Here is a 26,395-nt window from a genome sequence, read left to right on the forward strand (position 1 = left end):
AAAATTATTACCCTTTCTAACCTAAAAGTGAAAATAAAATCAAGTCTCTTTTCTTTTATTTAGACCTTCTACCAGGCTTAAACCTCTTTTTATGGAATTGCTACTTTCTATTAGACGCAGGAGTTTTTTCCCTATCTTTAAAATATCTAAAGCAGCCTGGCTATCAGGGTAAAGCTTTTGAAAAGGTTTTTGCTCTCTAATAGCTTTACTTACCTTTTCATCATAATGAATACACCCAAGATAAAATAAAGACACACCCAAAAAATTTTCACAAGCAGTATTTAAACGCTGAAAAGATAGTTTAGCCTCTTGCTCAGAATTGACCGAATTTACCACGATGAAAAAATTTTTAAGTCCATAATTATTTTTCAAGATTTTAATGACAGCATAACTATCCGTAAGGGAAGTGGGCTCAGGCGTAATCACTATTATACGTAAAGGAGTAGAAGAAGCAAAAGCCAAAGTACTAGCACCTATTCCTGCTCCCAAATCTAAGAGAATAAAATCATAGGTACTAAGTAAGGGTTGCAATTTTTCTTCTACCATAAACTGAATATCTTCTTCCAGATCCAAAATATCCAAAACACCAGAGGTAGAAGCAATGATATCCAACCTTTCTTCTACAGGAATTAAAATTTCTTCTGGTTTAGAATCTCCCAGCAGTACATCCTGAATATTTTTTCTTGGCTCTAATCCCAAAAGAATATTTAAGTTAGCCAATCCCAGGTCACAATCCAAAATCACTACCTTTTGCTCCAAACTTTGCAAAACATAGCCTAAATTTAAGGCAATATTGGTTTTACCTACGCCACCTTTTCCACTTAATATTGAAATCCCTATATTTTTACTCATAACTAGCTCTTATATAGAAAATTTTTTTCTTCTTCCCCAACTAAAGTAGAAGACAACTCTTGTTTTTTAATCCAAACAGAAATGTAAAATCTATCTTTACCTTCTCTTTTTGACTTATATAAATTATTATCTGCAATTTTAAATAATTCTTCTTTAGTGACTTTACCTCTTCCTAAATAAACTGCTCCTCCACAGGACAAGGTTATATTTATATATCTATCATTTACACATATTTTTTTAGCTCTAATATTATCTAAAACTCTTTTAGCTATAATACTTGTTTGCTTATATCCACTTCCTTTTAAAATAATAGCAAATTCTTCCCCACCAATTCTACAAGCATAATCATTTGACCTTATACTTTCCTTTAAAGCTAAAGCCACTTCTTTTAACGCTATATCTCCTACATCATGCCCATAATTATCATTAATTAATTTAAATTTATCAATATCAAATAAAAGTAAAGATAAAGGAAGTGAAAATTTTATTGCATCATCCAATTCTCTACTCAAAGTTTTCTCAAAAAACAAACGATTATAAAGAGTAGTAAGATAATCAGTATCTCTAGATTTAGATAAAGATTGTATTAATTCAAAAATACTTAGAGATAAACTATATTTATTTTTTGTTAACTTCAAGTACTTCCAATTATATTTATTAAAATTGGAATTTTTTAACAGGCTATCTACTTCCTCTATTTTATCCAATAAAGTATAAACTAGATACTTATCTGAGTTTAAATTATCTTCTCTTATTATTCTCTTCTCCAGAGAATAAATTTCTTGATATAATTTATCTAAATATTCTTTATGCATTTATATTAAAATGAATTAAATATTCTTTTATAAAATTATCTAAGTTACCATCTAAAACATCTTCAACATTTGTATGTTCATATCCTGTCCTATGGTCTTTTACCAGTTTATAAGGATGTAAAGTATAGGTTCTAATTTGATTCCCGAAAGATATTTGGCCCTTAGAATTATACTCTACTTGTTTTTTTCTCTTTTCTTATCCAGCTCCAACTGTAAAAGCTTTGCCTTTAATATTTTTAAAGCAATTTCTTTATTTTTAAATTGAGACCTTTCATTCTGACATTGAACTACAATACCTGTAGGTTTGTGTACAACTCTAATTGCTGAACTGGTTTTATTCACATGTTGTCCTCCAGGCCCACCAGCCCTGAAAGCTTCTATTTCTAAATCCTCTTCTCTAAGGTCTATCTCTATCTCCTCACTTTCTTGCGGATAAACATCTACAGAAGCAAAAGAAGTATGCCTCCTTCCAGAAGAGTCAAAAGGAGAAATTCTGATTAAGCGATGCGTACCTTTTTCTCCCTTTAAAAAACCATAACTATAAAGACCTTTAATTAGTAAGGTAACACTTTTGATTCCAGCTTCATCACTGCCTAAATAATCTAAGTACTCCACTTGAAAGGAATGTCTTTCTGCCCACCGAAGATACATTCTAAGGAGCATACCTGCCCAATCCTGGGCGTCTATTCCTCCTGCTCCTGGATGAATTTCTAAAATGGCAGAAGACTTATCTTCCTCTTCTGCCAAGAGCAATTCCATTTCTAATAGGTCTAATTCTGCTTTTAGCGAATTTAACTGCTCTTCAATTTCCTTAAAGTTTTCTTCTGAAACCCCTTCTTCTTCAAATAACTCTATCCAGACTAAAACATCTTCTTTTTTATTCTGAATATCCCTGCACTTATGAACCAAATTCTCCAAACTTCTCTTTTGCTTTAAAATAGGAGTAAGCGTTTCGTGCTCCTCCCAAATAGAAGGAGAGCTTAGTTTTTTTCTATAGATGCAAGTTCTTCTCTTTTTTTCTAACTCAAAGACGCCTCCATAAATTATTTAATCTAGCAATAATATCAGCAGATTTTGTTTTTATTTCATTTAAATCAAGCATTAAACCTTCTCCTCCCAAAAAATAAACAAAAGAAAACAATTAAAATAACAAAAGGTAAATTATAAAAGTAGTAAAAATATTTATTAAAAAAAGTCTTTTCTTTTATAAAAGGGACTTTTTCTGAAATAGCTCCACTGGTAAAAAGCCCAATCTTTTTAGTTATTTTTCCTTTTGGAGAAATAAAAGCACTTATGCCACTATTAGTACACCTAACTACAGCCCTGTTTTGTTCAACAGCTCTTAAAACACTTAAATAAAGATGTTGATAAGGTCCAGAAGTATTACCAAACCAGGCATCATTAGAAATATTAACAATAACTTCAGCTCCCTTTCCAATCCTTTCTTCTACAAGAGAAGAAAAAATAATCTCATAACAAATTAAAATACCCACTTGGGAATTTTGAAAAACAAGAGGAGCTGTTCTTTCTCCTGGTGCAAAGTCTCCCACACCGTCATAAAAAAAACTAAACCAGGATGATAAAAAAGTAAAGGGCAAGTACTCTCCAAAGGGTACAAGCTTTTGTTTTTCATAATAATCCAAAATAGTTCCCTTAGGGGATAAAAGATAAGCTCTGTTATATAAATAGTATTTTTTTAGATCTACAAATCTATACCCTGGAGCACCTACAACTAAAAACACATTTTCTTGTTTAACAAAACTCTTTACCCTGGATGATAACTCATTTACTTCTTGCAAATAAAAGGGTAAAGCTGTTTCTGGCCAGACAATTAAATCAATTTTTCTTAAATCATCATCTCTTGACAGCTTAACATATTTATCAATTGTTTCTAATTGATATTTTTTATCCCATTTTTTATCTTGTTCTATATTTCCTTGGACCATTTTTATATATTTTGTGTTTTTAAAATTATTTGGCAAATTAAACAAGTAAAAATTTACAAAAATAAAAGCTAAAAAACATAAACAAGCTATAAATTTATGATATATTTTATCACTTAAAGACAAAATAGATAAAAATATAATTAAAAAAGATATGCCTTTACTTCCTGTATATTTTATTATTTGAATAAAAAAAGGATAAGGAGAAAAGCATAAAGCTAATTCTGGCCAAGAAAACCCAGAAAATAAAAACTCCCTTATTATTTCTAAAGACATCCAGAATAAGGGAGCTATTAGACTTAAAAACAAAATATTTATTTCTTTAAAAAAAAATTTTAAGAATAAAAAGTAAAAGAAAGGATATAAGGCTAAGTATAAACCAAGAAAAAAAGGAAAAATTAAAGAAATTAAAAAAGGGATATTACCATAAACATAACAAGGATAATATATCCAGTATAATAAAGTAGAATAAGCAAAAGCTAAAGATAAGTATATTTCTTTATTACATATTTTTTTTTTTAAGGCGTAATAATTTAAAAACAAAAAAAATAAAATTATAAAAGGAGGAAAGTTAAAATAATTATTAGGATAGGCAAAGTAAAACAGGATAGAAAAAAGGACTGTCAATTTAAAAAGCAATAGCCAGTCCAATTTATTTTTCGGGTAAAAAATAAAGTTTAACCCAGTGAACATGTTTTAAATCTGCTTCTTCAATAATCATTTTAAAATTTTCTTCCACCACCTCTTCTCCCTTTTGGGGAACCCTACCTAATTTTTCACATAAATACCCACTTAATGTATCTACTTGTTCAGAAACTAACTTTATCCCCAACTCTTCCTCAATCTCTTCCAAATACACTCGCCCTGAGAGAAGATAACCACCATCCTCCAGGGTGACAATCTCTTTTGGACGAGGACGATCATACTCATCTTCTATTTCACCTACAATTTCTTCTAAAATATCTTCCATAGTAACCAAACCAGAAGTGCCCCCATATTCATCCAAAACAATTGCCATATGAATTTTTTTGGACTTAAGCTCCAATAATAATTCTCTTACTTTCTTAGTTTCAGGAACAAAGTAAGGTTTACGCATTATAGACTGTAATTTTTTATCCTCATCATCTAAATAATAACATTTTAATAAGTCTTTAGCGTGAATTATACCTATAATTTGATCTTTATTATCTTTAAAGACAGGAATCCTAGAATGTCCTTTTTCTATTATTAATTTAACAACATCATCTATATCACTTTCAACATCTGCGCAAACCATATCAGTTCTAGGAACCATAATTTCATCTACTTGAATCTCTGCAAGTTTTAATACATTCAAAAGCATCTGATATTCATCATTCTTTAAAATACCATTTTCTCTTGCTTCACTTAAAAGTTCTTGCAGAGAAGAATTATCTTTAGATGAGAAAAAATTTTTTATCCAATCCCAAAATTTAATCTCACCAGAGTCTTCCACTTTAACCTCCCTATAGTTTTAAGCTAATCCTTTTTCTCTATACATATCTAAATAGACTTTAAAAAGCCAATTACCCAAAATTTCATCGCCCCTATTACTATCTAAATCTTTCCAGTTTAAAAAATTATTTTGCTGTTCTTTATCCCAAACTAAATCACCTCTCGCTACAAATTGCAATCCCCAAAAGTAATAATCTTTACTTTCTTCTGAATAATAATTTTTCAATCTACAAATAAAATAAAAAAAATCTTTTTTTAATTCTTTAGGATAATTTATCTTTAAATAAAAAAAAAGGTATTCATTTTCTCGCTTAAAATCAACAGTATTATGTATCAAATCTTTTCTAATACCAAGTTTAACTCCACCACTAGATATATCTTTCAACAAGAGCCCCTTTTCTTTTTCATTATAAATCCCAATAGGATTAGACCAAGTAAGAGGATCTTTAGAAAATCCAGAATACTTATCTAACTTAGCCGTCCAAATTTTAATTTCTTTGATATACTTAGAAGGCAAAGATACGCGTAAAAATTTTCTTTTCTGTCCTAAATATAATTTTAAGGGAAACTTAACTTTAAGAATATAAACTCCTCTATCTAAATAAAAATCTTCTACTTGAGTTGAAAAGTTATAATATATAGAAGAAAGCTTATCTTTTCCTATTTTAAAAAAACAATTTATTTTTCTTTTAAACCAAATATTACTTATTTTTAAGTAACTAGGCAACTCTAAGTATAAATAACCATTATCAAAGTCAATTAATGTACAATAAAAAGTTGACTTTGTTTTTCCAACTCGAACATCAAAACGGCTCCGTTGTAAAAGAGCCATATTAAATACATCCTTTAAAATATCTTTATCATAAACAGATCCATAATCATTTTCTTTCTTCTTTAGAAAATAATTAACAGTAAAATGAATTAAAATTAAGATAGGTATTGTGAATAGAAAAAATAAAAAAAAGTAGTAAATATATTGGATTAGTTCTTCACTAACACCAGTAGCTGCAAAAGATTTTCTGAGCTGACTTAAAATAAAATTATTGGATAAACTATAAATTGTCATCAAACTCACAATGCTCTAGCGCGCTGGTAAGCACTTTAATATGTAAATCAGCTTCAGGAGTATCAAGTATGTGCTTGGCTAACTTCCAATCTTCGATCAAAAACAATACCCAACCGTATTGCTTATCCACAGCAAAAGCCAGGTTGAGAAAATTTTTCTTCACCTTCTTATTCTCTGCAACAGTAATAGCCTTTCTCGCATAAACAGAACGATAAAGAGGATTTTTTTCTTTTTTTAGTAAATTGAGTAAAGAACTAGTATCTTTCTGATGCAACAATTTAGAATATAAAGCATCCTTTTCAGACTTATTTTGAATAAAAGGATTAAACTCTACGGCTTTAGTATACAAGTAATTAATTTCTTTTCCCAAATATTTTTCTAACTTGTATAAATTAAAATAATTATTTCCAATCTCATCCAGTTTATCAAATCTAGCAAAAATATTATTAGATTTATAAAAGTAATATTTAGCTTTACACTTTTCTCCTTTTAAAAAATGTTTAATAAACTTAGCTTGGTAGTCATAACCCAGATCAATTCCCGGTTTAATCAGATAAGGGTCTTTTTTGCTCCCCAAGGAACAGGAAAGTAAAAAAATACTTAAAGTAAAAATAATAAATTTTCTCATGGATTTGGTACTTCCAAAGTTTTTGAAGATTTTTCAGGTTCTTTAAAAGGCCATTTGTCTTTAAGATTTTCTAAAAGATCATTACCCACCTTTAAAGTATATTCCGCTTCCATCTTTAATAAATATACATCCTGGGTAGCTTTTTTTAACTCCTTGCTTACATCTTGAATATTTTTTAGAATTGGATCTATATCTTTCTTCATGGACCTGAGATCATTGACAAATCCCTTAACATCCTTGGTAATATTTAAAAATTCTTTTTCTATAGGTTCTAAATCTTCAATACGAGAAGTAGCATTAGTTATAAATCTGGTTAAATTTAGAGTGAGCTCATCAGTATGAGTAAGTAATTTATCAATTTTTTCTACAGGTTTTTTATCTTCTGTTAAATAGTATAATAAACCTCTATTTTGTAACATCTTATCTGTAAGTTGTTCTAGATTAGTAATAGTTCTTTGCATGCTCCCTTTTTTATCTAAAAATTGATCTGTTATTTTTCTAATATTAGCTACAATCACTTTTAAATCTTCTACTACAGGTTGAGCTTCTATTAAAAGTTCTTTAAATCCAGCAACTTTTGTTAATTTTATCACAGATCCGGGAGGAACAATAGGACTATTTTCACTTCCAGGAATAATTTTTAAATATGGATTACCTATTAATCCTTCTTGATCTAAAATAATTTTTGTATCCTCTCTAAACCATTTTTTATACCGATCTAAAATTTTGATTTTTATTTTAACATAATCAATATTGTCCAGAAATAATTTATCTACTTCTCCAATTTTAAACCCAGATAATTTAACAGGCATTCCTCTTTCTATACTATCTCCTGATTTACTAATAACATAATAAGTAACTCTTTTAGAAAAAATGTCTTTTTTAATGCCAAAGTAAACCAGAAAAGTAATCAAAAATATTAAAAACAAAAACAAAAAAAAGCCAACTTTATATTCATATTCTTTCATTTTTTTATCGAAAAACATCTATAACTCTACCTGTTCAAAGTTAAATTTATAAAATTGTGAAACTTTTTCAGCAGTAACCAAAATCCATATAAATCTATTTATTTCAAATTCTTTTAAAAATTTAACCACCAACTCTATTTCTGATACTTTTGGATATTGAAAAAAAATAATCTCTGACTCCGCACAAAGAGCCCTTAAAAACATAGCCCGAAAAATTTCTTCAGAGCTAAGTTTTTCTTTTCTTAACCACATTATTTTTTCCAAATCAAGTCCCTTAAGCCAAGGATAAAATTTTTCACAGCACTGCCTTAAAGAAAGATTTCTCTTATACATCAGAGGTAAAAAAACATTTTCAACCGTTTCCAGATTAGAAAGTAAAGGAAACTTAGAGCTAACAATACCAATATTGCCACCACTTAAGGAAAAAAAGTTACTAACTATATCTTCCTTTTTCTCATCCTGCAACACTATTAAAGTATTTTTTTTATTTTTTAATAATATGTATAATTCATTTATCATATCAAATTAAATAAAATATCTATAATGACAATTCCTAACAAAATAGACATCATCCCATCTATTAAATTTATTGGTACTTCAGTAATTGAAGACTTTACAGTAACTCCTTTTTGTATAGAAACTAAAGATAATAGAAAGCTCAATAAGATTGATTTAGAAAAAACAATAATAAAGTCTTTTAAGCTGAGATAATCTATTATTAGATTTATATAATTTTCATAATTTATCCCATATAAAAACCCTAACATTAAATATCCACCAATTAAACTTACAAATATGAAAAAAAAATTCAAAAAAGGAAAGCTAATTAAAAAAGCTAAGACTCGTGGCAAATAAATATACTCCTTTATAGGTATACCCAAAATAGCTAAAGAATCCAGTTCTCCATTAAGTTTCATTAAAGAAATCTCAGATATTACAGCTGTTGAAGACCTTATTAAGATAATCAAGGACACAACAATAGGAGCAAGTTCATAAAAAACAGAAATTACTATAAATTCACCTATCCTATCATAGCTATTTAAATTTATAAGTATTTTTAAAATATAATTTACAACTATCCCCCCGAGAATAAGAGCAGAAACAAACATCGGGAAAATACTCTGCACAGCAGTAAAGTAAATTTGTCTGATAAAAACTCTAAAAATAGCTTTATTAAAAATTTTAAAATTAAAAATAGAAGTAAATATAGAAAATAGAATGTTTAAGGCGTGAAAATAGGTAAAAAATTTATTTAAGAATACTCTACCTAAAAAAAGAATAAATCTGTTAAACATTTATTTTGATATCTTTTTTAAATAAATTTCCAAACATTGTAAAGCTGCTGGAGTCACCCCCGAGATCCGACTTGCTTGCCCTAAATTTATAGGTCTAATTTTATCTAATTTTTCCATTACTTCTCTAGAAAGTCCTGGAACCTGGGTATAGTCTAGACCTTCTGGCAATTTTATCTTTTCTAAATTTTTAAAAGAACGCACCAATTCCTCTTGTCTTTGCAGGTAGCCTTCGTATTTAACTAAAATTTCCACTTCCTTGCGAATATCTTTAGCAAAATCCATAATTTTTGGCCAGAAAATTTTTAAATCTTCTATCTCTATCTGAGGTTGCCTTAAAATGTGTGCCAGGCTTACCTTTTTTTTGGGTAAAGAAGCACCAATCTCTTCTAACTGTAAACAAGTGGTCTTATCCGGTCTTATTTCTATAGCAAACAGTCCATCCTTTAATTCTTCTAACTTACTTATTTTATCTGTGTATAGTTGCCACTGTTCATCTCCCACCAATCCCAGCTTACGGCCAACAGGAGTTAAGCGCTGGTCTGCATTATCTTCTCTTAAAAGAAGTCTATGTTCAGCCCTGGAAGTAAACATCCGATAAGGCTCCTCAGTACCTTTGGTAACTAAGTCATCTATTAAAACAGCCATATAGGCCTGACTGCGCTCTAAAACAAAAGGTTCTAATTTTTCTAACTTACAAAAGACATTTAAGGCAGCCCAAAGTCCTTGGACGGCAGCTTCTTCATAGCCAGAAGTTCCATTAATCTGACCCGCACAAAAAAGTCCTCGAACCTTTTTGCTTTCTAAAGTGGGCTTTAACTGAGTGGGATAGACAAAATCATATTCTATCCCATAGCCAGGTCTCACAATTACAGCCTGTTCCAGTCCAGGAATGGTCTTTAACATCTCCTTCTGGATATCCAAAGGCAGGCTAGTGGAAATACCATTGGGATAAACTTCAGGACTATCCAGACCTTCAGGCTCTACAAAGATTTGATGCCTTTCTTTATCTGGAAACCTGGCAACCTTATCCTCTATAGAGGGGCAATAACGAGCTCCTACACCTTTAATTATTCCCTGAAAAGGGGAGAGCGCTCAAACCCCTTTTTTATAACTGCATGCGTGTTTAAGTTGGTATAGGTAATGTAGCAAGGAAGCTGGGGTAAATAAGGTCCCTTAGAAAACAGCTAAAGGGTCTAATATCCTTATCTCCTTCCTGGACCTCCATTTGCTCAAAATCAATACTATCTTTTAATAATCTGGGAACAGTTCCTGTTTTTAATCTTCCCAGTTCAATTCCCAACCTTTTCAGAGATAAGGAAAGACCTTTACTGGCAGGATCGCCAAAACGTCCACCTGAATAATTTTTAAGTCCAACATGAATAAGACCCTGTAAAAAGGTTCCTGTGGTAAGAAGAACATTTCTAGCCAGGATAGTTTCTTCCAGTAAAGTTCTAACCCCTCTTACTTCATCTCCTTCAACCAAAACCTCTTCCACTACCCCTTCTCTTACCCAGAGATTTTTTTGGGAAAAGATATCCCTTTGTACCACATTTAAATATACTTTACGATCAATTTGGGTTCTAGTGGAGCGAACAGCAGGTCCTTTCCTGGTATTTAAAGTACGAAACTGAATGGCAGCCTTATCTGCCCATATTCCCATCATGCCGCCCAGGGCATCAATTTCTCTTACCATATGCCCCTTGGCCAAACCACCAATGGCAGGATTACAGGAAAGATGACCTATACGGTCAATATTTAAAGTCAACAAAAGGGTCTTAAGCCCAAGTTTACTGGCAGCCATAGCTGCTTCACATCCAGCATGACCTCCACCTACTACTATAAGGTCAAAAACTTCTGGAAAGGGTTCTTTGTAAGGAGACATATTTTATTACTTAAAAAGCATCTTAAACATTACTCTAGCATCATTTAGGGTATTAGTTATGGAAGAACGCTCATTGGGTTGATGGGCAAAACCAAGCAAAGTAGACCAAACAGCTGCCTCAAAGCCCTTTCTTCGCAAAAAGGCAGCTACAGTCCCTCCCCCAACTCCAATACACCTGGCTTTTTTCTTTAACACAGAAAAAATAGCCTTTTTTAAACAAGTTACAACTTCACTCTCTTCAGGAGTAATGGGAGCAGCTTGCTCTTGCATCACTATTTCATACTTAATATTGACCTTTCTCTTTTTTCCACCTCTTGACCAATTTTTCTTATTTCTTCTAACACATCGTCTAGCTTATATTCAGGTAATACCCTGGAATCTAAATAAAAAATATCCTTACCAGGAATCGTATTTATATTTTCCACATTGGCTTCTTTTTTGGTGGGACTAAAAGTAGAGCAATCAGGATCAAACAAAGGATTCTTTAGAGGAAAAATACTTTTTAGCTCTTCTAAGCGCAAAATAAAATCTGCACTGGCTACCAAGGAGTTGATACCCTTATCTGGAACAGAAGCATGGCACTGTTTACCTTCCACAATAATTTTCAACCAAAACATGCTCTTTTCAGCAATTTCAATACTATCTCCTTCAGGAGTACCGTGATCAGGAACTAAGAATAAATCATCCGGCTGAAAAATATCCTGATTTAACAGGTATTGTAAACCATATTTACTACCTGTTTCTTCATCAGCAACAAATAAAAGGCCGAGAGAATAATCAGGAGTTATATCTAGTTCTCTCAATCGTTTTAAAACCAAAAGAGAAGAAACAATCCCCTGATGATTGTCTTCTACTCCTCTTCCATAAATATAGTCCCCATCTACAACAATCTCATAGGGATTACTCTTCCACAAAGATAAATCACCTGGAGGAACCACATCCAGGTGAGAAAGAATCCAGAGGGTTTTAGAACTTTTTCCAGCATACCTGGCTACAACATTGGGACGCTTTCCACTTGCCACCCTTGTATCAGTAGCCCAATAAATTTGGGGATTAAGACCTAGCTTTTTTAAATAATCAACTAAAAAATAAGCCTTTTCTTCTTCTCCCTGACCACCATTTTCTGGACCCAAAGCAGTTCTTTGCACCAATTCCTGTTGAAGATAAATTACTTCATTTCTGTATTCTAAGATACCTTTATCCATATAGCTTTCCTGTAAAAAACAAAAGGCCCTCTAGAGGGCCTTTTTATTTTTTTATCTTCCCCTAGCAGCTCGCTTCGAAGCCTTTAAGGGGTTAACTTTTACTTGCCCGCTATTATCTACTACAGCCTTTACATGAGTAGCAAAATTACAAGCCTTATGGGCCCATTTAACAGCAGGTTCAGGATAACTCAGACAATACTTATTTCCGTCAAATTCCTTGATTCTTTCACAACCTTCGCATTGCTCTACAACAGGATAACATTGTCCACCTTTATAGGAACACCCTTTATCTGTCATAAAAGCACATTCAAAACCTGGTCTAACAGTAGTGCATTTCATATAAATTCCACCTCCTCAAAAATTATTAACAGGAAGTGCAAGAACTGCAACCTCCAGAAGAATTCATAGGTAAAGCGGATTTAACCACAAAACCCATTTCATTCATATCAACAGTAATTGGAGCTGCGCTATTAAATAAACTCTCTTCCACTAAAAAGGTAAAACCTTCTACCTCAAACACCCTATCATTTTCTCTTTGCTCATCCAGAGCAAGTGCCAATCTTGGCCCACCTCAGCCAGCAGCCATATAAACTCTGATAGGAGCCTTTTCTTGCTCTGCAAAATAACGCTCCAACTGAACCTTTGCCTTTTCAGTCAAATTAAACATATAAAAAACCTCCGAAAAAATTGAAGTCTTATTAACTAAGGTTTGTTTTAGTTTTTGTCAATTTTTAGCTTTAGACAAAATTGAGTTTAACTCTTTACTACTAAAATAAATTGAAATTATATGAAAACAATTACTTGAAATAAAGAAAAAAATTATTAAGGAAAGAGGCATGCAAGCAAAAAAGATATTTTTCTCCCTTATTCTCTTCTTACTCTTCTTAAATTTTTGCTCTTTCCCTGTGGAGAGTAAAAAACTGCCCAGACTTTTCTTTACCAAAAAAATGGTCATTTCTCAAAAACACTTAATTAAATATAAGGTTAAAAAGGGAGAGTGGTTATATAAAATTTTAAGAGAACAAGGTATACCAGAAAGAAAAATACCACATGTAGTAAAAATTATTAAAAAAATAAATCCTCACATAAAAGACCTTTCAAACCTAAAAGAAAATGACATTTTGCTAATACCTAAAATATATGTAAAATCTAAAAATTATTCATATTTAAAAAAGTATAAGTATAAAAAGTCTTTTTATATTGTAAAAAAAGGAGATAATGTTGTAAAGATTTTACGAGACAAAGTTGGTATTCCTAATAATTTGATATTTAACGAATACCTAACAATATTTAAGACTATAAACCCCAATATAGACCCAAACAAATTGGAAGTAGGAGATAAAATAAATCTACCCATACCTCTAAACTTAGCTAAAACATTAAAAACAAAAAGTGCAATTCCGGTCTCTCTTCAACCTCCCAAAACAAAAATAAAAAAAGTTAGTGTTGTAAAGTCTGATAAAAAGAATCTAGAGTTAATATTAAAAGAACTGGGATTCATTATAACTCCTGGTTTAAAGGCCTATTTTCCCAGAACAAATGGAGAATGGGTTTATATTGATTTAAAAGAAAACATTTTGCTTAACACCCCCTGGGGAGATAAAGTCCTTCTAACCCTCAAAAAAAACAAATCCCAAAACAATAATTTTCCCTATACTATTATCAGGCTTCCTTCTTTTAAAATTTCTCAAGCCCTGGATATACTTGCCCTGAAAAGTCCAAAGCAAATAAAAATCTGGAAAAGCCAGGATAATTTTATTATAAATAACACTGATTATTCTTTGGAGATAAAAGCCAATAAGTTAGTTAAAATAAATGACAATTTGTATGCAATATTTATTTTAGAAGATAAAATACCAAGCAATATTAACCTGGTGCAATCTTTTTTAAAAAAATTTAATTTAAAAGCTATTTTTCTAAAAAAAGAAAATAAAAAAATAACCAAGATAAACACCAACAATTTTAACTCTAACTATTTATATACACCTTCAGTTAACTCTGAAAATATATTTTCTATTTTAGGGATTAAAGAAAAAAAATTATCTACTTCTATTTCTCTTGACGACTTAAAGAATAATAATATACTAACTAAAGAAAAAATAAGTCTAACTATTCTTCAACAAAAAAATTCATATATAAAACTATATGCTAATGTCTGGAAGTCTTCAAATAATGTGTGCATTATAGAAGAAAATAATCCCTTTATCAGCACTTTTTTACTATTAAATAGCTATAAGGTCTACCTATGGCTATAGACAAATTTTACAAAAAATACGGTTATATAGAAGATAATTCTGCTAACTTAAAAAAAATAAAAGAAATCCTGGAAAATTTTTCCATTGAAGAAATAGAAATAAACAAAAACAGATTAGACTTTTTCTCTTGGGATAATTTTTATTTTGATTTAGAAGATTTACTTAAGTCTCTCAGCCAACACTTAAGTCCTCAGGCTAAAGGTCAGATTGATTATATTGATTATGAAGAATGGAAAATGTTGCGTATCGAAATAAAAAACGGACAAATGAAACAATATCCTATTTATATTGATAAGGCCTTAGAAAATTGTATTCTAGAACACTAAGATATTTTTTGTTGCTCCAGCCAAGACAAAGCTTCTTTTAAGTCAAGAGTTTTTTCATAGATTGCCCGGCCAGTAATTACTCCTTCCAGTCCTTCTTTGCTTAAAGGATAAAGTTTCTTTATATCCTCTAAATTGTGAATGCCTCCTGCCACCAGCACAGGTATAGAAGAAATTTGCAAAACTTTCTTTAAAGCCGAAATATTGGCTCCTGATTGCATCCCATCCCTTAAAATGTCAGTATAAACTAAAAAAGAGGCTCCTTGCTCTATGAGTTCAGGGATTACTTGTTCCACTTTAAGCCCTGTATCTTTAACCCATCCTCTACTCTTAAGAGTTCCCTTTTCTGCATCCAAAGAAACTCCAATTTTACCAGGGAATTTAGCGGTCAGCCGGGCAAACTCTTCGGGATTTTCTAAAGCTAAGGTGCCAATTATAAGCCTTGTAACTCCAGCCTCAAAATAATAAGAGGCAATCTCTATATTGCGTATTCCCCCTCCCAATTGAAGAGGTATCTTTACCTTTTTAGCAATCTCTTGAATCAAAGAAAGGTTTTTAGGCTCTCCAGCAAAAGCTCCATCCAGATCTACCAGATGTAAATATTGAGCGCCTTGACTTTCCCAAAAAGAAGCAACTTCTACAGGATTATCAAAATAAACTGTTTCTTCCTTGGCTTTGCCCTGACGCAAGCGAACACAGCGTCCATCTTTAATATCAATAGCTGGAAAAATAATCATAATCCCATTTCCTCCAATCCCAATTCCATTCCTTCTCTTGCCAACTCCTCAGCCTTAATCCATTTACCTTTGCGGGTAATAAACTTTTTTAAATTAAGTAAATTTTCACTCAAAGAGAGCTGGCGCTCATCAAAATGATAGCGATAAACAATCTTTTTTTCTTTGATATTAAGTAAAAAGAGGTCAAATTCTACAGAAGCAGGCTCCTCTACTCCATATTCTCCCCCCACTCTCTCTTTATATTTATAAATATAAGGAATGAGCAAATAATCACAGGGAACGCATTTACCCACCTGCACCCAGAACTCAAACATGGACAAAGTCTTTTTGCTTTTAATAAGTTCTAAACAAGGTGAGACCAGTTTAAAAGAAATAAAGTTAACTTTTTTTTGAACCAATAAGGATTCTAAATTGCTATTAAGAGTATTTAACACCTTAGAATCAATATCTTTATCCACTGGGTAGTAACCAGCAAGCATTTCCCAGGACCCACTGGGCAGATGAAAAGGAGCAATAGCTAAAGAAAAATTTTTTTCTTCAAATTTATAAATAGGTTTAGAAGAAGTACATCCTAATAAAAAAAGAAAAAAGATTATAAATATTTTTTTTATTCTCAATCTAAGCTCCCTTTAGTACTGCTAATTTGATTTGACACTAAAGTTAAGGCTTCTCTCATAGCAAGTCCTAAAGATTTAAAAGCAGCCTCTAAAAGATGATGTCCATTGGAACCATAGTGAAAAATAAGGTGTAAATTAAACCTGGCGCTAAAACTAAGACTTTTAAAAAACTCTCTAAACACATCTTTTTCTTCCCCAAAAACCAGAGCAGGAACTTGGGAAAACCCCTTACAGACCAAAAAAGGTCTTCCAGAAATATCCACGATACTCTCTACCAAAGCTTCGTCCATAGGAACCTTGGCCTGACCTACCCTAAGTATCCCTTTTCTATCTTGCCAGGCCTTATCCAAACAACTTCCCAGAGATAAGCCAATATCTTCTATGGTGTGATGTGCATCCACTTCTAAATCACCCTGGGCTTCTACCTTTAAATCCCACGAAGCCCAAAAAGCCAGAAGTTCCAGCATGTGGTCCAAATAGCCAAGTCCGGTACTAACTCTTATCTCTCTTTGTCCATCAAGGTTTAAAAAAACCTTTACCCTGGTTTCCTTGGTATTACGCTCAAAACTTGCCTGACGCATTAGTTTTCTCCTGCTTTGCTAGGTAAGTCTTCTTTGGCTCGCTTTTCTTTTTTACCAAAAAAATAAGCAATCCATACTCCCAGTTCATATAAAATAATCAAAGGTCCTGCCATTAATGTTTGGGTCACCACATCTGGAGGAGTCAAGATAGCAGAAACTACAAAAGCAATTAAAATGGCATATTTCCTCTTCTTTCTAAGCCCACTACTGGTGACCATTCCCAATCTGGCCAAAAAGAAAATAAAAAGAGGTAGTTCAAAGATAAGACCAAAGGCAAAAAGCAATTTTACACAAAAACTAAAATACTCCCGCAAGGTAGGCATGGGACGGATGAGTTCAGTGGCAAAGCCCATAAAAAACTGAAATCCAAAGGGAAATACTATAAAATAGCCAAAAAGAGCCCCTAATACAAAGAAGATGCCAGAAAAAAAGGCTATAGGTAAAAGATACTTGCGCTCATTTTCATAAAGACCAGGAGCTATAAATTGCCATAGTTGATAAAAAATATAAGGAGAAACAGCAAAAATTCCTGTAACCAGAGAAACTTTCAGATAAGTAAAAAAGGCTTCTGGGAGAGAAGTAAAAATCAAAGTACTATTGGGCGGAAGAACTCTTACCAAGGGTTGCATTAAAAGATTAAAGACCTCTTTAGAAAAGGCATAACTACCTAAAAATCCCACCACAATGGCAATAATACAACGAACTAACCTTTGCCTTAGTTCTTCTAAATGTTCAGTAAAGGTCATTTCTGTCCCTTCAGAAGAAGGAACCTCTTGTTCTGCCTGGGCGTCTTGTCCCTCGTTTTTTAATTCTTCACTCATTTAGGCTTTTGACTCCTCGTTTGTGCTCTTAGAACTGGAAATCTCTTCTTTCTCTGGATTTTCTTCCTGTATTGTTTTACTTTCCAGTTCCTTTTTTTGCTTCTTCAGCTGCCTTTTTTCTTCTTCTTTTCTATTTCCTGTTCAATTGTTCTTTTTACATCTGTAGAAACCTTTTTGAACTCAGCCATAGCCTTACCCAAGGTCCTGGCAATTTCAGGCAATTTAGAAGGACCAATAACAATCAAAGCAACTACTAGAATGACTAAAAGCTCAGTTGAACCTATTCCAAACATTTAGGCCACCTTATTACTCCCATTCAATGGTGCTAGGAGGTTTAGAAGAAATATCAAAGACTACCCTATTTACGCCCTTAACTTCATTAATAATCCTATTGGAAATACGTGCCAATAATTCTGAAGGAAGTCTAGACCAATCTGCAGTCATGGCATCTATACTATCTACAACCCGTAAAGCCACTACATGCTCATAAGTTCTTTCATCACCCATGACACCCACGGTTTTTAAAGGCAGTAAAACAGCAAAACCCTGCCATACCTTTCTGTACCAATCAGCTTCTAAAAGTTCATTTTGTACGATTTTATCTGCCTGCCTTAAAATCTCTAAACGTTCTGGAGTAATCTCTCCCACAATCCTTATAGCCAAACCAGGACCAGGAAAAGGATGACGCCAGATGATAAAATCAGGTAATCCCAGCTCTATACCCACTTTTCTCACTTCATCTTTAAATAATTCCCTTAAAGGCTCTATGAGCTTTAAGTCCATTTTCTCTGGCAGTCCACCCACATTGTGATGGCTTTTAATTACAGCAGAAGGACCTTTATAGGAGATACTTTCTATAACATCTGGATAAAGGGTGCCCTGAGCTAACCACTTTACACCTTCTATTTTTTTAGCTTCTTGCTCAAAAACTTCTATAAAAGTATGGCCAATAATTTTTCTTTTTTCCTCTGGATCAGTAACACCTTTTAAACGATTTAAAAACAAATCCTGTGCTTGAACATAATGTAAATTTAAATCAAAGTGCTTTCTAAGATAAGATACAACTTCTTCACCTTCATTCAAACGTAAAAGTCCATTATCTACAAAAATACAATGTAATTTATGACCCAAAGCTTTGTTGAGCAAAACAGCTACTACAGTAGAATCAACTCCTCCACTTAAAGCACAAACTACTTTATCTTCTCCCACCTGGACTTTTACTTCTTCCAAAACATTATCAATAAAAGAACTCATTGACCAGGAAGGTTCAAGCCTGGCAATTTGAAACAGAAAATTGGCAATAATTTGTTTACCAAAATCCGTATGCACCACTTCTGGATGAAACTGTAAGGCATAAATATTTTTTTCTCGAGCCCCAATAGCAGCAAACTCTATGCTCTCGGTTTTGGCCAGTACTTCAAAGCCTTGAGGAATTTCTAAAACAGTATCGCCATGGGACATCCAAACTGTAAATTCTTTATGATCAGGCCAAATACCCTCCCATAAAGGAGAAGAAGTCAAAAGTTCTAAAGAACTCCTACCATATTCTCTTACCTTTGCAGGCTCTACCTTACCACCTAAAAGATAGCTTATTAACTGCATTCCATAGCAAATTCCCAGAATAGGCAACCCCAAGTCAAATATGGCAGGGTCTATTTTGGGACTATTTTCCTGAACAACACTGGCAGGCCCTCCAGACAAAATAATAGCCTGGGGATTTATGGCTTTTATCTCCTCCAAACTAATATTACATGGATGTATTTCTGAATACACCCCTTCTTCTCGTACCCTTCTGGCAATTAACTGGGTATATTGAGAACCAAAATCTAAAATAAGGACTTTATCTCCTGTAAACATAAAAAACCTCTAATAATTTTCTATTCTATAATTGGGAGCTTCTTTGGTAATAATTACATCGTGCACATGACTTTCTTTTAAACCAGAATTTGTTATTTGTACCATTCTACTCTTAGTCTGCAACTCTTTAATATTTTTACATCCCAGATATCCCATACCAGAACGAAGACCACCAATCAATTGATAAATAGTTTCACTAACAGGACCTTTAAAAGGAACGCGACCTACAATTCCTTCCGGGACAAGTTTATGTGAACTATCCTGAAAATAACGGTCTGAACTACCAGCTTTCATAGCATCTATAGAGCCCATACCTCTATAAATTTTATATGTCCTTCCCTGATATAGTACAGTTTCTCCAGGGCTTTCTTCTGTACCAGCAAGCATACTACCCATCATTACTGAATCAGCACCAACAGCAATGGCTTTAACAATATCTCCAGAAAACTTAATTCCACCGTCAGCAATAAGACATTTATCCTTTTCTCTACAAGCTTTTACTGCTTCCATAATAGCTGTAATTTGGGGTACCCCCACCCCTGTAACTACTCTGGTAGTACAAATAGAACCAGGCCCAATTCCCACTTTTACTGCATCAGCTCCAGCTTCAATTAAGGCTTTAGCACCTTCATAGGTGGCAATATTACCAGCTACAATCTGGCAATGGGGAAAAGCACTCCTAATGCTTCTTACTGTATCCAGTACATTTTTGGAATGCCCATGAGCTGAATCCACCACAATAAAGTCAACTCCTGCTCTAAGTAAAGCCTCTACCCTTTCTTCTCTATCTTTACCCACTCCTACAGCTGCGCCCACTCTAAGCCTACCAAACACATCTTTACAGGCATTGGGATACTTTCTTACCTTTTCAATATCTTTTATAGTAATAAGACCTTTTAACTTATTTTCTTTATCCACTACCAATAATTTTTCTACTTTTTTCTTCTGCAATATCTTTTTAGCATCTTCCAAAGTGGTTCCCACTGGAACAGTAATTAAATTTTCTTTAGTCATTACCTCTTTTACTTTGGTGCGCAAGTCTTCTACAAAACGAACATCCCTATTGGTAACAATCCCTTTTAAGGTATCTCCTTCTACAACAGGAAGTCCAGAAATTCTGTATTCAGACATTAATTCCAGAACATAGGCCACACTATCTTCAGGACTAACAGTCACAGGGTCCAAAATCATCCCACTTTCTGATTTCTTTACCTTTTCAACTTCCAGTCTCTGACGCTCAATGGTCATATTTTTATGAATAACTCCCACTCCTCCAGCTCTAGCCATGGAAATAGCCATCCTGGCCTCAGTTACTGTATCCATAGCTGCGCTTAAAAGAGGAATATTAAGCTCTATCTCAGGAGTAAGCCTAGTCTTCAAATCAACCTGGTCTGGCAAGACCTCAGAATAAGCAGGCAGAAGCAATACATCATCAAAAGTTAAACCAGTGCCCACTATTTTTTCCATATTACCTCCTAAAAATTATAAGCCCAGATAAGCTTTCTTTACATCTTCATTGGTTAATAAATTGGCTGCACTATCTTCCATTACAATCCGTCCATTTTCCATCACATACCCTTTATGAGCAATCTTTAAAGCCTGGTGGGCATTTTGCTCTACCAGGAAAATGGTCGTTCCCTGCTTGTTAATCTTTTCAATAATTTTAAATATTTGCTTAATCACCAGAGGAGCCAAACCCAAAGAAGGCTCATCCAAAAGAAGCACTTTTGGTCTTGCCATAAGCGCTCTGGAAATGGCCAGCATTTGCTGCTCTCCACCACTTAAAGTCCCACCCAGTTGATTTTTTCTCTCTGCCAAAATGGGAAAAAGGTCAAAAATATAATCCAAATCTCTTTTTATCTCTGCTTTATCCTTACGCAAATAAGCTCCCATATCCAAGTTTTCCATTACTGTCATGCGTGGGAAAATAAGCCTTCCCTCTGGAACTTGAATAATACCTTTGGCCACAATCTGATCTGGAGACAGCTTGTGAATAGGCTCTCCTTGAAACCAGATTTCTCCCTTTTTAGCAGGAACAATACCACAAATAGACATAAGAGTAGTGGTTTTACCTGCTCCATTAGCTCCAATTAAAGTTACAATTTCTCCCTCTTGTACAGATAAAGACACCTCGTGTAAGGCCTGAATTTTTCCGTAAAAAGTGCAAACACCTTTAAGCTCAAGCATCATGATCCTCACCTAAATAAGCTTTTATCACTCTTTCATCTTCTTTAATCTCTTGAGGAGTTCCCTTTGCCAAAAGCCTACCGTACTCCATCACATAAACCACATCTGAGATATTCATTACCAGTTTCATATCATGTTCAATCAGCAAAATAGCTATCTTTTCTTGGTCACGAATCTGCTCAATCAATCCTTCTAGTTCTTTTGTCTCCTGAGGATTCATCCCTGCTGCAGGTTCGTCTAAGAGTAACAAACTGGGTTCTGAGGCCAGAGCTCTGGCAATTTCCAATCTTCGCTGTGCACCATAGGGCAAGTTGGAAGCCAACTCATTAACAAACTTTTCCAAACGCATCTTTTTCAAAATCTCATAACTAACTTCTATAGTTTCTTTTTCTTCTTCTTTAGTTCGCCTGTCCCGAAAAAGTGCTCCAAAAATCCAGGATTTTGTCCTGGTGTGTCTCCCAATCATAACATTTTCTAAAACGGTCATATTGGGGAAAAGTCTTATATTTTGAAAAGTCCTGGCCAATCCCAGCTCTGTAACTTTATTGGGTTTATAACCATTAACTCTTTTTTTCTACCTTTACGGTCTAAAATAAAAACATCTCCCTCTGTAGGTTCATAAATACCAGTAACGCAATTAAAAAAGGTGGTTTTACCCGCACCATTAGGACCAATTAAAGCTACAATTTGCTCTGGATAAACTTCCAAATCAATATGGTCCAAAGCTCTTAACCCACCAAAATCCTTACATAGTTCTCTTACTTCTAAGATTGCTTCAGCCATAACTTCCTTTCTACCTCTCCTTTAAATCATAAACATACTTACGCCTAACACTGGGAATAAGTCCTTGAGGTCTAAACACCATCACCAAAACCATTGCCGCTCCAAAAAGAAGCATTCTATATTCAGAAAAGGCTCGTAAATACTCAGGCAACAAAATCATTAAAAAGGCAGCCAAAATAACTCCTACAATGGAGCCCATACCTCCTAAAACCACTATGGAAAGAATAATGGCAGACTCTAAAAAAGTAAAACTGGCAGGGTTAATAAAAGTGGTTTTAGCCGCAAAAATTACTCCTGCAAAACCAGCCCAGGTAGCTCCCAGAGCAAAGGCAGCCAGCTTGGTTTTCATTCTATCTATGCCCATGGCTTCACAGGCCACTTCATCTTCCCTTAAGGCCAGCCAGGCTCTACCCAGACGAGAATTCTGCAACCTGTTTACCACAAAAATGGTTATAATGGCCATTAAGATCATCAAATAATAAATATAAATGGTGGCTTCTTCCACTCCCAACTTCATACCAAAAAACCCAGGGCGGGGAATATTGGCAATACCACTGGGTCCAAAGGAAAATTCATTCCAGTTTTCCAAAATCAACCTGATAATCTCACCAAATCCCAGAGTAACAATAGCCAAATAATCTCCTCTAAGCCTTAAAACTGGAATACCCAGAAGAATACCAAAGATAGCAGCTAAAAGCCCACCTAAAGGCAATACGGTCCAAAAGCCTAAGTGATAGTGATAATTTAAAAGGGCATAGGCATAAGCACCCACGGCATAAAAGGCTACATATCCTAAATCCAAAAGACCAGCTATACCCACTACAATATTTAACCCTAACCCCAACACTACGTAAATAAGAGCTGAGATCATAATATTAGTTTGATAAGTGGAAACTATCCAGGGAAAAATTAATAAAAATAAAAATACTAAAGCATAAATTGGTCTACTATACTTAGGAGTAGCAATAATTTTTTGTACAAAGGTCAAGCCTTCTTCTTTGCTTTCTTCTTTTTTACTTCCTTCTTCTTTTCTTTTAATTAAAAATCTCCAGATAAAAGAAAGAAAAAAGAAGCTAACCCTACATATAAAAGATTTGCCCATCTCCACTGGACAGTTTTTTCTACGGTATCAACTCGAATCACCATAATGGGAAAGGTTAAAAACATAAACCAAAGGGAAACCTGTAAAGACTTAATTATCTCTCTCATCGCTTATCTATCCTTAAACTTTCTGAGTATTGGTTCTGCCTAAAATACCTGCAGGCCTAAAAATAAGAATTATAACCAACAGACAAAAGGCAAATACATCTTCATAATCACTGGAAACATAACCAGTAGCAAAACTTTCTGTCCAGCCCAAAACCAAACCACCCAACACAGCTCCAGGAATAGAACCAATTCCCCCCAGTACAGCTGCAGTAAAGGCCTTAATGCCAGCAATAAATCCAATATAAAAGTTGATTTGCCCTATATGAGAGGCAATTAATACTCCACCTAAGGCAGCTAAAGCTGAACCAATAATAAAGGTAACTGAAATGACTCTATCCACATTGACGCCACACAATAGAGCCATTTTTCTATTTTGAGCAGTAGCTCGCATGGCTTTTCCAATCTTAGTAAACTTAATAAAAAGGCTTAGAATAACCATAGCAATAGCAGTTACTACAATGATTACCAATTCTGATGAACCCATAATATGGGCCACAGGCTCCATAAATTCAAATTCTGGAATCAAACTGGGAAAAGGAACAAAATCAGAAGTTTGTGCTAGTAAAACATAATTTTGTAAAAATATGGACATACCAATAGCACTAATCAAAGGAGAAAGTCTTGGGGCATTACGTAATGGCTTATAGGCAATCTTTTCCACTGTATAACCATACGCTGCTGAATAAAACATGGAGATGATAATAGCCAGAATTAAAATAGAAATTAGATTAAGCCCCAACAAAGAACATACTCCAGCTACAATAAGAGCTGTAAAAGCTCCTATCATATAAATTTCACCATGGGCAAAGTTAATGAGTTCGATAATTCCATAGACCATGGTATAACCAAGCGCAATCAAAGCATAAATACTTCCTCGAGTTAAGCCGCCAAAAAATAACTCCAAAAAATAATCCATGGTAATCTGCCTCTTTACAAAAGGATTTTATGAAAATCCAAAGGGTAGGCGTTCACATACACCTACCCTTTGTTTTAAAGCATCAAATAACAGTCTCGAATTATTTGGCTAATTCTACAAATTTACCATTTTGAACCTGATAAACAGAAAAGCCCACACCTTCAGCATCACCTTTTTCATCAAATCTAATTTTACCCAAAGGAGTGTCTACATATTCAGTTCTCAAGACTTTTACAATATCTTCATATTTGGTGGAGCCAGCTTTTTCAATGGCATTTAACATACATTGAGCTGCAGCATAAGCATTAAAGAAAAAGACTCCAGGAGCAGTGCCATAAGCCTTTCTATGCTCTTCTTCAGCCTGTTTGTACAAAGGATTAGCAGAAACATCCTTAGGACCAGTGGCATATACACCTTCAGCATACTTACCAGCTACTTTAATAAAGGTATCATCCTTTACTCCATCATCAGAGACAAAAGGAATTTTCATTCTTTTCTTACGCATGGTAGTTACAATCTTAGAAGCTTCAGGATGATAACCACCAAAAACAACCACATCAGCTCCAGACCTTCTAACCTTTTGCACTACTGCAGAGTAGTCCACAGCACCAGGAGTAACTCCTTCAAAGAGAACCACTTTAGCTCCACCCATTTGTTCAATAAATTGTTTTACATAAGTAGCATAACCCTTTCCATAGTCACCCTTATCATGGATAATAGCTACTTTTTTTAGTTTGAGTTTTTTAATAATAAACTCTGCAGCTAATTTCCCCTGAGCATCATCAGAGGCAATAGTCCTGAAAAAATTGGGATAATCGCCACTTTGAGTCAAAGGAGGATTGGTGGCAGAAGGAGACATAACAACAATTTTAGCTTCCTTATAAATAGGTAAAGCAGCTTTTGTAGCTCCACTACAAATGTGTCCCAGAACAATTACAGCTCCATCAGAAACCATCTTGGTGGCAACATTAGTAGCCAGCTCAGGTTTACACTGATCATCGCCCTTAATAATCTCAATCTTTTTACCCAAAAGACCACCTTTGGCATTATACTTTTGCGCTACCAATTCAGCTGCATTCACAGATGGAAGACCATAGGAAGCCAGGTCTCCAGAGTGAGCGCCAGCCACCCCAAATTTAAGGGTTTCAGCAGCCCAAAGCATAGATGCGCTTAAAAAAATAGTCACACTTACCAAAGACAACACTTTCCAAAGTTTACCCATAATACCCCCTCCTACTTGTTTTACCCGATTAGAGTTTTAAAACGATAGCTAACATTCTTAACCTTAAAGCTTTTTCCCTGTCAATTAGAAATACCCTCCAAAAGCTTGGTTGCTTCCTTCTTAACCTCCTCTTCTGCCTCTTTACTCTGAAGAACATTTTCCAAGTACACTTTGGCCTTAGCAGGTTCATTAAGAAAATTCCTATAAATAACCCCCAGATTATAGTTTACTATATAATTAGTTGGCTCCAAGCTGATTACTTGCTCATAATAATTAGCCGCTTTAGAATATTCTTTCTTTTGAAAATAACAAAAACCAATTTGGCTCAAAGCCATCTTATCCTCTGGAACTATCTCTAAAACCTTAGTCCAAAAAGTTATAGCTCTATCCCAGCTTTTAAGTTCCATAAATACAAGGGCTAGTTTTCTTAAGGATTCTATATCCTTAGGATTTTTACTGACCTTTTGCATCAGAGCAACAACCATACCCATAGGACTGTTTTGCATACTTTCATCTACAGTCTTTACGGTCAAGCTAGGATTAGCTATTCTATAAGCTAAAGAAGCTCCAAAAATAACAATAAAACTTGCTAAAATAATTATTAAAGTTTGCTTTTTTATAAACATTATTCTTCCTCTTTAATCATTTTTAATTCAAACAGTCTATTTTCTATATTCTTATGTTTTCTAAAAAGAAATAGTAAATACCCACTTATACCTATCCAAACCACAATATTAGCTAAAAAAATATATTTCATCTT

27 protein-coding genes and 4 pseudogenes are annotated in these 26,395 nt (G+C 33.7%); 2 read left to right on the top strand and 29 right to left on the bottom strand.

Annotated features, from left to right (window positions below; all coding sequences use genetic code 11):
• Positions 1-39: 39 nt before the first annotated feature.
• The 15 genes and pseudogenes from ACZ42F_RS04750 to ACZ42F_RS04820 all read right to left on the bottom strand — a co-directional run bounded on the left by ACZ42F_RS04750 (position 40) and on the right by ACZ42F_RS04820 (position 12,794).
• The gene (locus ACZ42F_RS04750) at positions 40-852 is read right to left on the bottom strand and encodes a MinD/ParA family protein (RefSeq protein ID WP_464279948.1); all 813 of its coding nucleotides are present in this window, start codon (positions 850-852) and stop codon (positions 40-42) included.
• Positions 853-854: 2 nt separating this feature from the next.
• The gene (locus tag ACZ42F_RS04755) at positions 855-1,667 is read right to left on the bottom strand and encodes a GGDEF domain-containing protein (protein WP_464279949.1); all 813 of its coding nucleotides are present in this window, start codon (positions 1,665-1,667) and stop codon (positions 855-857) included.
• Positions 1,660-2,769, bottom strand: a pseudogene (gene prfB / locus ACZ42F_RS04760) (peptide chain release factor 2). The gene ACZ42F_RS04755 and the pseudogene prfB overlap by 8 nt, the downstream one beginning before the upstream one ends.
• Entirely contained in the window at positions 2,762-4,303 is a 1,542-nt protein-coding gene (gene lnt, locus ACZ42F_RS04765) for an apolipoprotein N-acyltransferase (RefSeq protein ID WP_464279950.1), read from the bottom strand. Before lnt ends, prfB begins: the two are co-directional and overlap by 8 nt.
• Positions 4,263-5,084, bottom strand: a complete 822-nt coding sequence (locus ACZ42F_RS04770) for a hemolysin family protein (protein ID WP_464279951.1) — start codon at positions 5,082-5,084, stop codon at positions 4,263-4,265. Before ACZ42F_RS04770 ends, lnt begins: the two co-directional genes overlap by 41 nt.
• A gap of 18 nt (positions 5,085-5,102) precedes the next feature.
• The gene (locus tag ACZ42F_RS04775) at positions 5,103-6,149 is read right to left on the bottom strand and encodes a PilZ domain-containing protein (RefSeq protein ID WP_464279952.1); all 1,047 of its coding nucleotides are present in this window, start codon (positions 6,147-6,149) and stop codon (positions 5,103-5,105) included.
• Positions 6,136-6,726 (bottom strand): hypothetical protein, encoded by a 591-nt coding sequence (locus ACZ42F_RS04780; RefSeq protein ID WP_464279953.1) that lies wholly within the window; start codon positions 6,724-6,726, stop codon positions 6,136-6,138. The genes ACZ42F_RS04775 and ACZ42F_RS04780 overlap by 14 nt, the downstream gene beginning before the upstream one ends.
• Positions 6,727-6,773: 47 nt before the next feature.
• Entirely contained in the window at positions 6,774-7,745 is a 972-nt protein-coding gene (locus tag ACZ42F_RS04785; RefSeq protein ID WP_464279954.1) for an MlaD family protein, read from the bottom strand.
• An 18-nt stretch (positions 7,746-7,763) separates the two neighbouring features.
• Entirely contained in the window at positions 7,764-8,264 is a 501-nt protein-coding gene (locus ACZ42F_RS04790) for a P-loop NTPase family protein (RefSeq protein WP_464279955.1), read from the bottom strand.
• Positions 8,261-9,040 (bottom strand): ABC transporter permease, encoded by a 780-nt coding sequence (locus ACZ42F_RS04795; RefSeq protein WP_464279956.1) that lies wholly within the window; start codon positions 9,038-9,040, stop codon positions 8,261-8,263. The genes ACZ42F_RS04790 and ACZ42F_RS04795 overlap by 4 nt, the downstream gene beginning before the upstream one ends.
• A pseudogene (gene mnmG / locus ACZ42F_RS04800) lies at positions 9,041-10,922 on the bottom strand (tRNA uridine-5-carboxymethylaminomethyl(34) synthesis enzyme MnmG).
• Between the two features lie 6 nt (positions 10,923-10,928).
• Positions 10,929-11,192, bottom strand: a complete 264-nt coding sequence (locus tag ACZ42F_RS04805; protein ID WP_464279957.1) for a hypothetical protein — start codon at positions 11,190-11,192, stop codon at positions 10,929-10,931.
• A 2-nt stretch (positions 11,193-11,194) separates the two neighbouring features.
• A complete protein-coding gene (locus ACZ42F_RS04810) occupies positions 11,195-12,127 on the bottom strand; it encodes a M20 family metallo-hydrolase (RefSeq protein ID WP_464279958.1) in 933 nt (310 codons plus the stop codon).
• A 51-nt stretch (positions 12,128-12,178) separates the two neighbouring features.
• Positions 12,179-12,466 carry a PxxKW family cysteine-rich protein gene (locus ACZ42F_RS04815; RefSeq protein ID WP_029968895.1) on the bottom strand — a complete coding sequence of 96 codons (288 nt, stop codon included), beginning with the start codon at positions 12,464-12,466 and terminating at the stop codon, positions 12,179-12,181.
• Between the two features lie 25 nt (positions 12,467-12,491).
• A complete protein-coding gene (locus ACZ42F_RS04820; protein ID WP_464279959.1) occupies positions 12,492-12,794 on the bottom strand; it encodes an IscA/HesB family protein in 303 nt (100 codons plus the stop codon).
• 169 nt (positions 12,795-12,963) lie between these two features.
• Between ACZ42F_RS04820 and ACZ42F_RS04825 the strand changes: the two genes are divergently transcribed.
• Positions 12,964-14,382 (top strand): hypothetical protein, encoded by a 1,419-nt coding sequence (locus ACZ42F_RS04825; RefSeq protein ID WP_464279960.1) that lies wholly within the window; start codon positions 12,964-12,966, stop codon positions 14,380-14,382.
• Complete coding sequence (locus tag ACZ42F_RS04830) at positions 14,373-14,708, top strand: hypothetical protein (RefSeq protein WP_029968993.1); 336 nt, start codon at positions 14,373-14,375, stop codon at positions 14,706-14,708. The genes ACZ42F_RS04825 and ACZ42F_RS04830 overlap by 10 nt, the downstream gene beginning before the upstream one ends.
• Here ACZ42F_RS04830 and hisA read toward each other — a convergent pair.
• The 14 genes and pseudogenes from hisA to ACZ42F_RS04900 all read right to left on the bottom strand — a co-directional run bounded on the left by hisA (position 14,705) and on the right by ACZ42F_RS04900 (position 26,392).
• Positions 14,705-15,442 carry a 1-(5-phosphoribosyl)-5-[(5-phosphoribosylamino)methylideneamino]imidazole-4-carboxamide isomerase gene (gene hisA / locus ACZ42F_RS04835; RefSeq protein ID WP_029968990.1) on the bottom strand — a complete coding sequence of 246 codons (738 nt, stop codon included), beginning with the start codon at positions 15,440-15,442 and terminating at the stop codon, positions 14,705-14,707. The genes ACZ42F_RS04830 and hisA overlap by 4 nt on opposite strands.
• Entirely contained in the window at positions 15,439-16,059 is a 621-nt protein-coding gene (locus ACZ42F_RS04840) for a hypothetical protein (protein ID WP_464279961.1), read from the bottom strand. The genes hisA and ACZ42F_RS04840 overlap by 4 nt, the downstream gene beginning before the upstream one ends.
• On the bottom strand, positions 16,056-16,640 hold the full coding sequence (hisB, locus tag ACZ42F_RS04845; RefSeq protein WP_464279962.1) for an imidazoleglycerol-phosphate dehydratase HisB: 585 nt from the start codon (positions 16,638-16,640) through the stop codon (positions 16,056-16,058). Before hisB ends, ACZ42F_RS04840 begins: the two co-directional genes overlap by 4 nt.
• Positions 16,640-17,386 carry a twin-arginine translocase subunit TatC gene (tatC, locus tag ACZ42F_RS04850; protein ID WP_464280200.1) on the bottom strand — a complete coding sequence of 249 codons (747 nt, stop codon included), beginning with the start codon at positions 17,384-17,386 and terminating at the stop codon, positions 16,640-16,642. Before tatC ends, hisB begins: the two co-directional genes overlap by 1 nt.
• 179 nt (positions 17,387-17,565) lie before the next feature.
• A complete protein-coding gene (gene tatB, locus ACZ42F_RS04855; protein WP_464279963.1) occupies positions 17,566-17,754 on the bottom strand; it encodes a Sec-independent protein translocase protein TatB in 189 nt (62 codons plus the stop codon).
• A gap of 13 nt (positions 17,755-17,767) precedes the next feature.
• Positions 17,768-19,318, bottom strand: a complete 1,551-nt coding sequence (gene guaA, locus ACZ42F_RS04860) for a glutamine-hydrolyzing GMP synthase (protein ID WP_464279964.1) — start codon at positions 19,316-19,318, stop codon at positions 17,768-17,770.
• 9 nt (positions 19,319-19,327) lie between these two features.
• Positions 19,328-20,785 carry an IMP dehydrogenase gene (gene guaB / locus ACZ42F_RS04865; protein ID WP_029966313.1) on the bottom strand — a complete coding sequence of 486 codons (1,458 nt, stop codon included), beginning with the start codon at positions 20,783-20,785 and terminating at the stop codon, positions 19,328-19,330.
• Positions 20,786-20,800: 15 nt separating this feature from the next.
• The gene (locus tag ACZ42F_RS04870; RefSeq protein ID WP_029966317.1) at positions 20,801-21,505 is read right to left on the bottom strand and encodes an ABC transporter ATP-binding protein; all 705 of its coding nucleotides are present in this window, start codon (positions 21,503-21,505) and stop codon (positions 20,801-20,803) included.
• Positions 21,498-22,288 (bottom strand): annotated as a pseudogene (locus ACZ42F_RS04875) (ABC transporter ATP-binding protein). Before ACZ42F_RS04875 ends, ACZ42F_RS04870 begins: the two are co-directional and overlap by 8 nt.
• 10 nt (positions 22,289-22,298) lie before the next feature.
• Positions 22,299-23,497: pseudogene (locus tag ACZ42F_RS04880) on the bottom strand (ABC transporter permease subunit).
• A gap of 13 nt (positions 23,498-23,510) precedes the next feature.
• On the bottom strand, positions 23,511-24,413 hold the full coding sequence (locus ACZ42F_RS04885) for a branched-chain amino acid ABC transporter permease (RefSeq protein ID WP_029966330.1): 903 nt from the start codon (positions 24,411-24,413) through the stop codon (positions 23,511-23,513).
• Between the two features lie 100 nt (positions 24,414-24,513).
• Entirely contained in the window at positions 24,514-25,635 is a 1,122-nt protein-coding gene (locus ACZ42F_RS04890) for a branched-chain amino acid ABC transporter substrate-binding protein (protein WP_464279965.1), read from the bottom strand.
• A gap of 80 nt (positions 25,636-25,715) precedes the next feature.
• Positions 25,716-26,261, bottom strand: a complete 546-nt coding sequence (locus tag ACZ42F_RS04895) for a tetratricopeptide repeat protein (RefSeq protein WP_464279966.1) — start codon at positions 26,259-26,261, stop codon at positions 25,716-25,718.
• On the bottom strand, positions 26,261-26,392 hold the full coding sequence (locus tag ACZ42F_RS04900) for a CcmD family protein (RefSeq protein ID WP_464279967.1): 132 nt from the start codon (positions 26,390-26,392) through the stop codon (positions 26,261-26,263). The genes ACZ42F_RS04895 and ACZ42F_RS04900 overlap by 1 nt, the downstream gene beginning before the upstream one ends.
• Positions 26,393-26,395: the final 3 nt, after the last annotated feature.

This window comes from Desulfonauticus autotrophicus (genome assembly GCF_055381725.1).

Bases quoted from the DNA above. Each gene is read 5' to 3' on its own strand.
- ACZ42F_RS04750 (WP_464279948.1), bottom strand. From the start codon at position 852: ATGAGTAAAAATATAGGGATTTCAATATTAAGTGGAAAAGGTGGCGTA.
- ACZ42F_RS04755 (WP_464279949.1), bottom strand. From the start codon at position 1,667: ATGCATAAAGAATATTTAGATAAATTATATCAAGAAATTTATTCTCTG.
- lnt (WP_464279950.1), bottom strand. From the start codon at position 4,303: ATGTTCACTGGGTTAAACTTTATTTTTTACCCGAAAAATAAATTGGAC.
- ACZ42F_RS04775 (WP_464279952.1), bottom strand. From the start codon at position 6,149: ATGACAATTTATAGTTTATCCAATAATTTTATTTTAAGTCAGCTCAGA.
- ACZ42F_RS04785 (WP_464279954.1), bottom strand. From the start codon at position 7,745: ATGAAAGAATATGAATATAAAGTTGGCTTTTTTTTGTTTTTGTTTTTA.
- ACZ42F_RS04790 (WP_464279955.1), bottom strand. From the start codon at position 8,264: ATGATAAATGAATTATACATATTATTAAAAAATAAAAAAAATACTTTA.
- ACZ42F_RS04795 (WP_464279956.1), bottom strand. From the start codon at position 9,040: ATGTTTAACAGATTTATTCTTTTTTTAGGTAGAGTATTCTTAAATAAA.
- ACZ42F_RS04805 (WP_464279957.1), bottom strand. From the start codon at position 11,192: ATGCAAGAGCAAGCTGCTCCCATTACTCCTGAAGAGAGTGAAGTTGTA.
- ACZ42F_RS04810 (WP_464279958.1), bottom strand. From the start codon at position 12,127: ATGGATAAAGGTATCTTAGAATACAGAAATGAAGTAATTTATCTTCAA.
- ACZ42F_RS04815 (WP_029968895.1), bottom strand. From the start codon at position 12,466: ATGAAATGCACTACTGTTAGACCAGGTTTTGAATGTGCTTTTATGACA.
- ACZ42F_RS04825 (WP_464279960.1), top strand. From the start codon at position 12,964: ATGCAAGCAAAAAAGATATTTTTCTCCCTTATTCTCTTCTTACTCTTC.
- ACZ42F_RS04830 (WP_029968993.1), top strand. From the start codon at position 14,373: ATGGCTATAGACAAATTTTACAAAAAATACGGTTATATAGAAGATAAT.
- hisA (WP_029968990.1), bottom strand. From the start codon at position 15,442: ATGATTATTTTTCCAGCTATTGATATTAAAGATGGACGCTGTGTTCGC.
- hisB (WP_464279962.1), bottom strand. From the start codon at position 16,640: ATGCGTCAGGCAAGTTTTGAGCGTAATACCAAGGAAACCAGGGTAAAG.
- tatC (WP_464280200.1), bottom strand. From the start codon at position 17,386: ATGACCTTTACTGAACATTTAGAAGAACTAAGGCAAAGGTTAGTTCGT.
- tatB (WP_464279963.1), bottom strand. From the start codon at position 17,754: ATGTTTGGAATAGGTTCAACTGAGCTTTTAGTCATTCTAGTAGTTGCT.
- guaA (WP_464279964.1), bottom strand. From the start codon at position 19,318: ATGTTTACAGGAGATAAAGTCCTTATTTTAGATTTTGGTTCTCAATAT.
- guaB (WP_029966313.1), bottom strand. From the start codon at position 20,785: ATGGAAAAAATAGTGGGCACTGGTTTAACTTTTGATGATGTATTGCTT.
- ACZ42F_RS04870 (WP_029966317.1), bottom strand. From the start codon at position 21,505: ATGCTTGAGCTTAAAGGTGTTTGCACTTTTTACGGAAAAATTCAGGCC.
- ACZ42F_RS04885 (WP_029966330.1), bottom strand. From the start codon at position 24,413: ATGGATTATTTTTTGGAGTTATTTTTTGGCGGCTTAACTCGAGGAAGT.
- ACZ42F_RS04890 (WP_464279965.1), bottom strand. From the start codon at position 25,635: ATGGGTAAACTTTGGAAAGTGTTGTCTTTGGTAAGTGTGACTATTTTT.
- ACZ42F_RS04895 (WP_464279966.1), bottom strand. From the start codon at position 26,261: ATGTTTATAAAAAAGCAAACTTTAATAATTATTTTAGCAAGTTTTATT.
- ACZ42F_RS04900 (WP_464279967.1), bottom strand. From the start codon at position 26,392: ATGAAATATATTTTTTTAGCTAATATTGTGGTTTGGATAGGTATAAGT.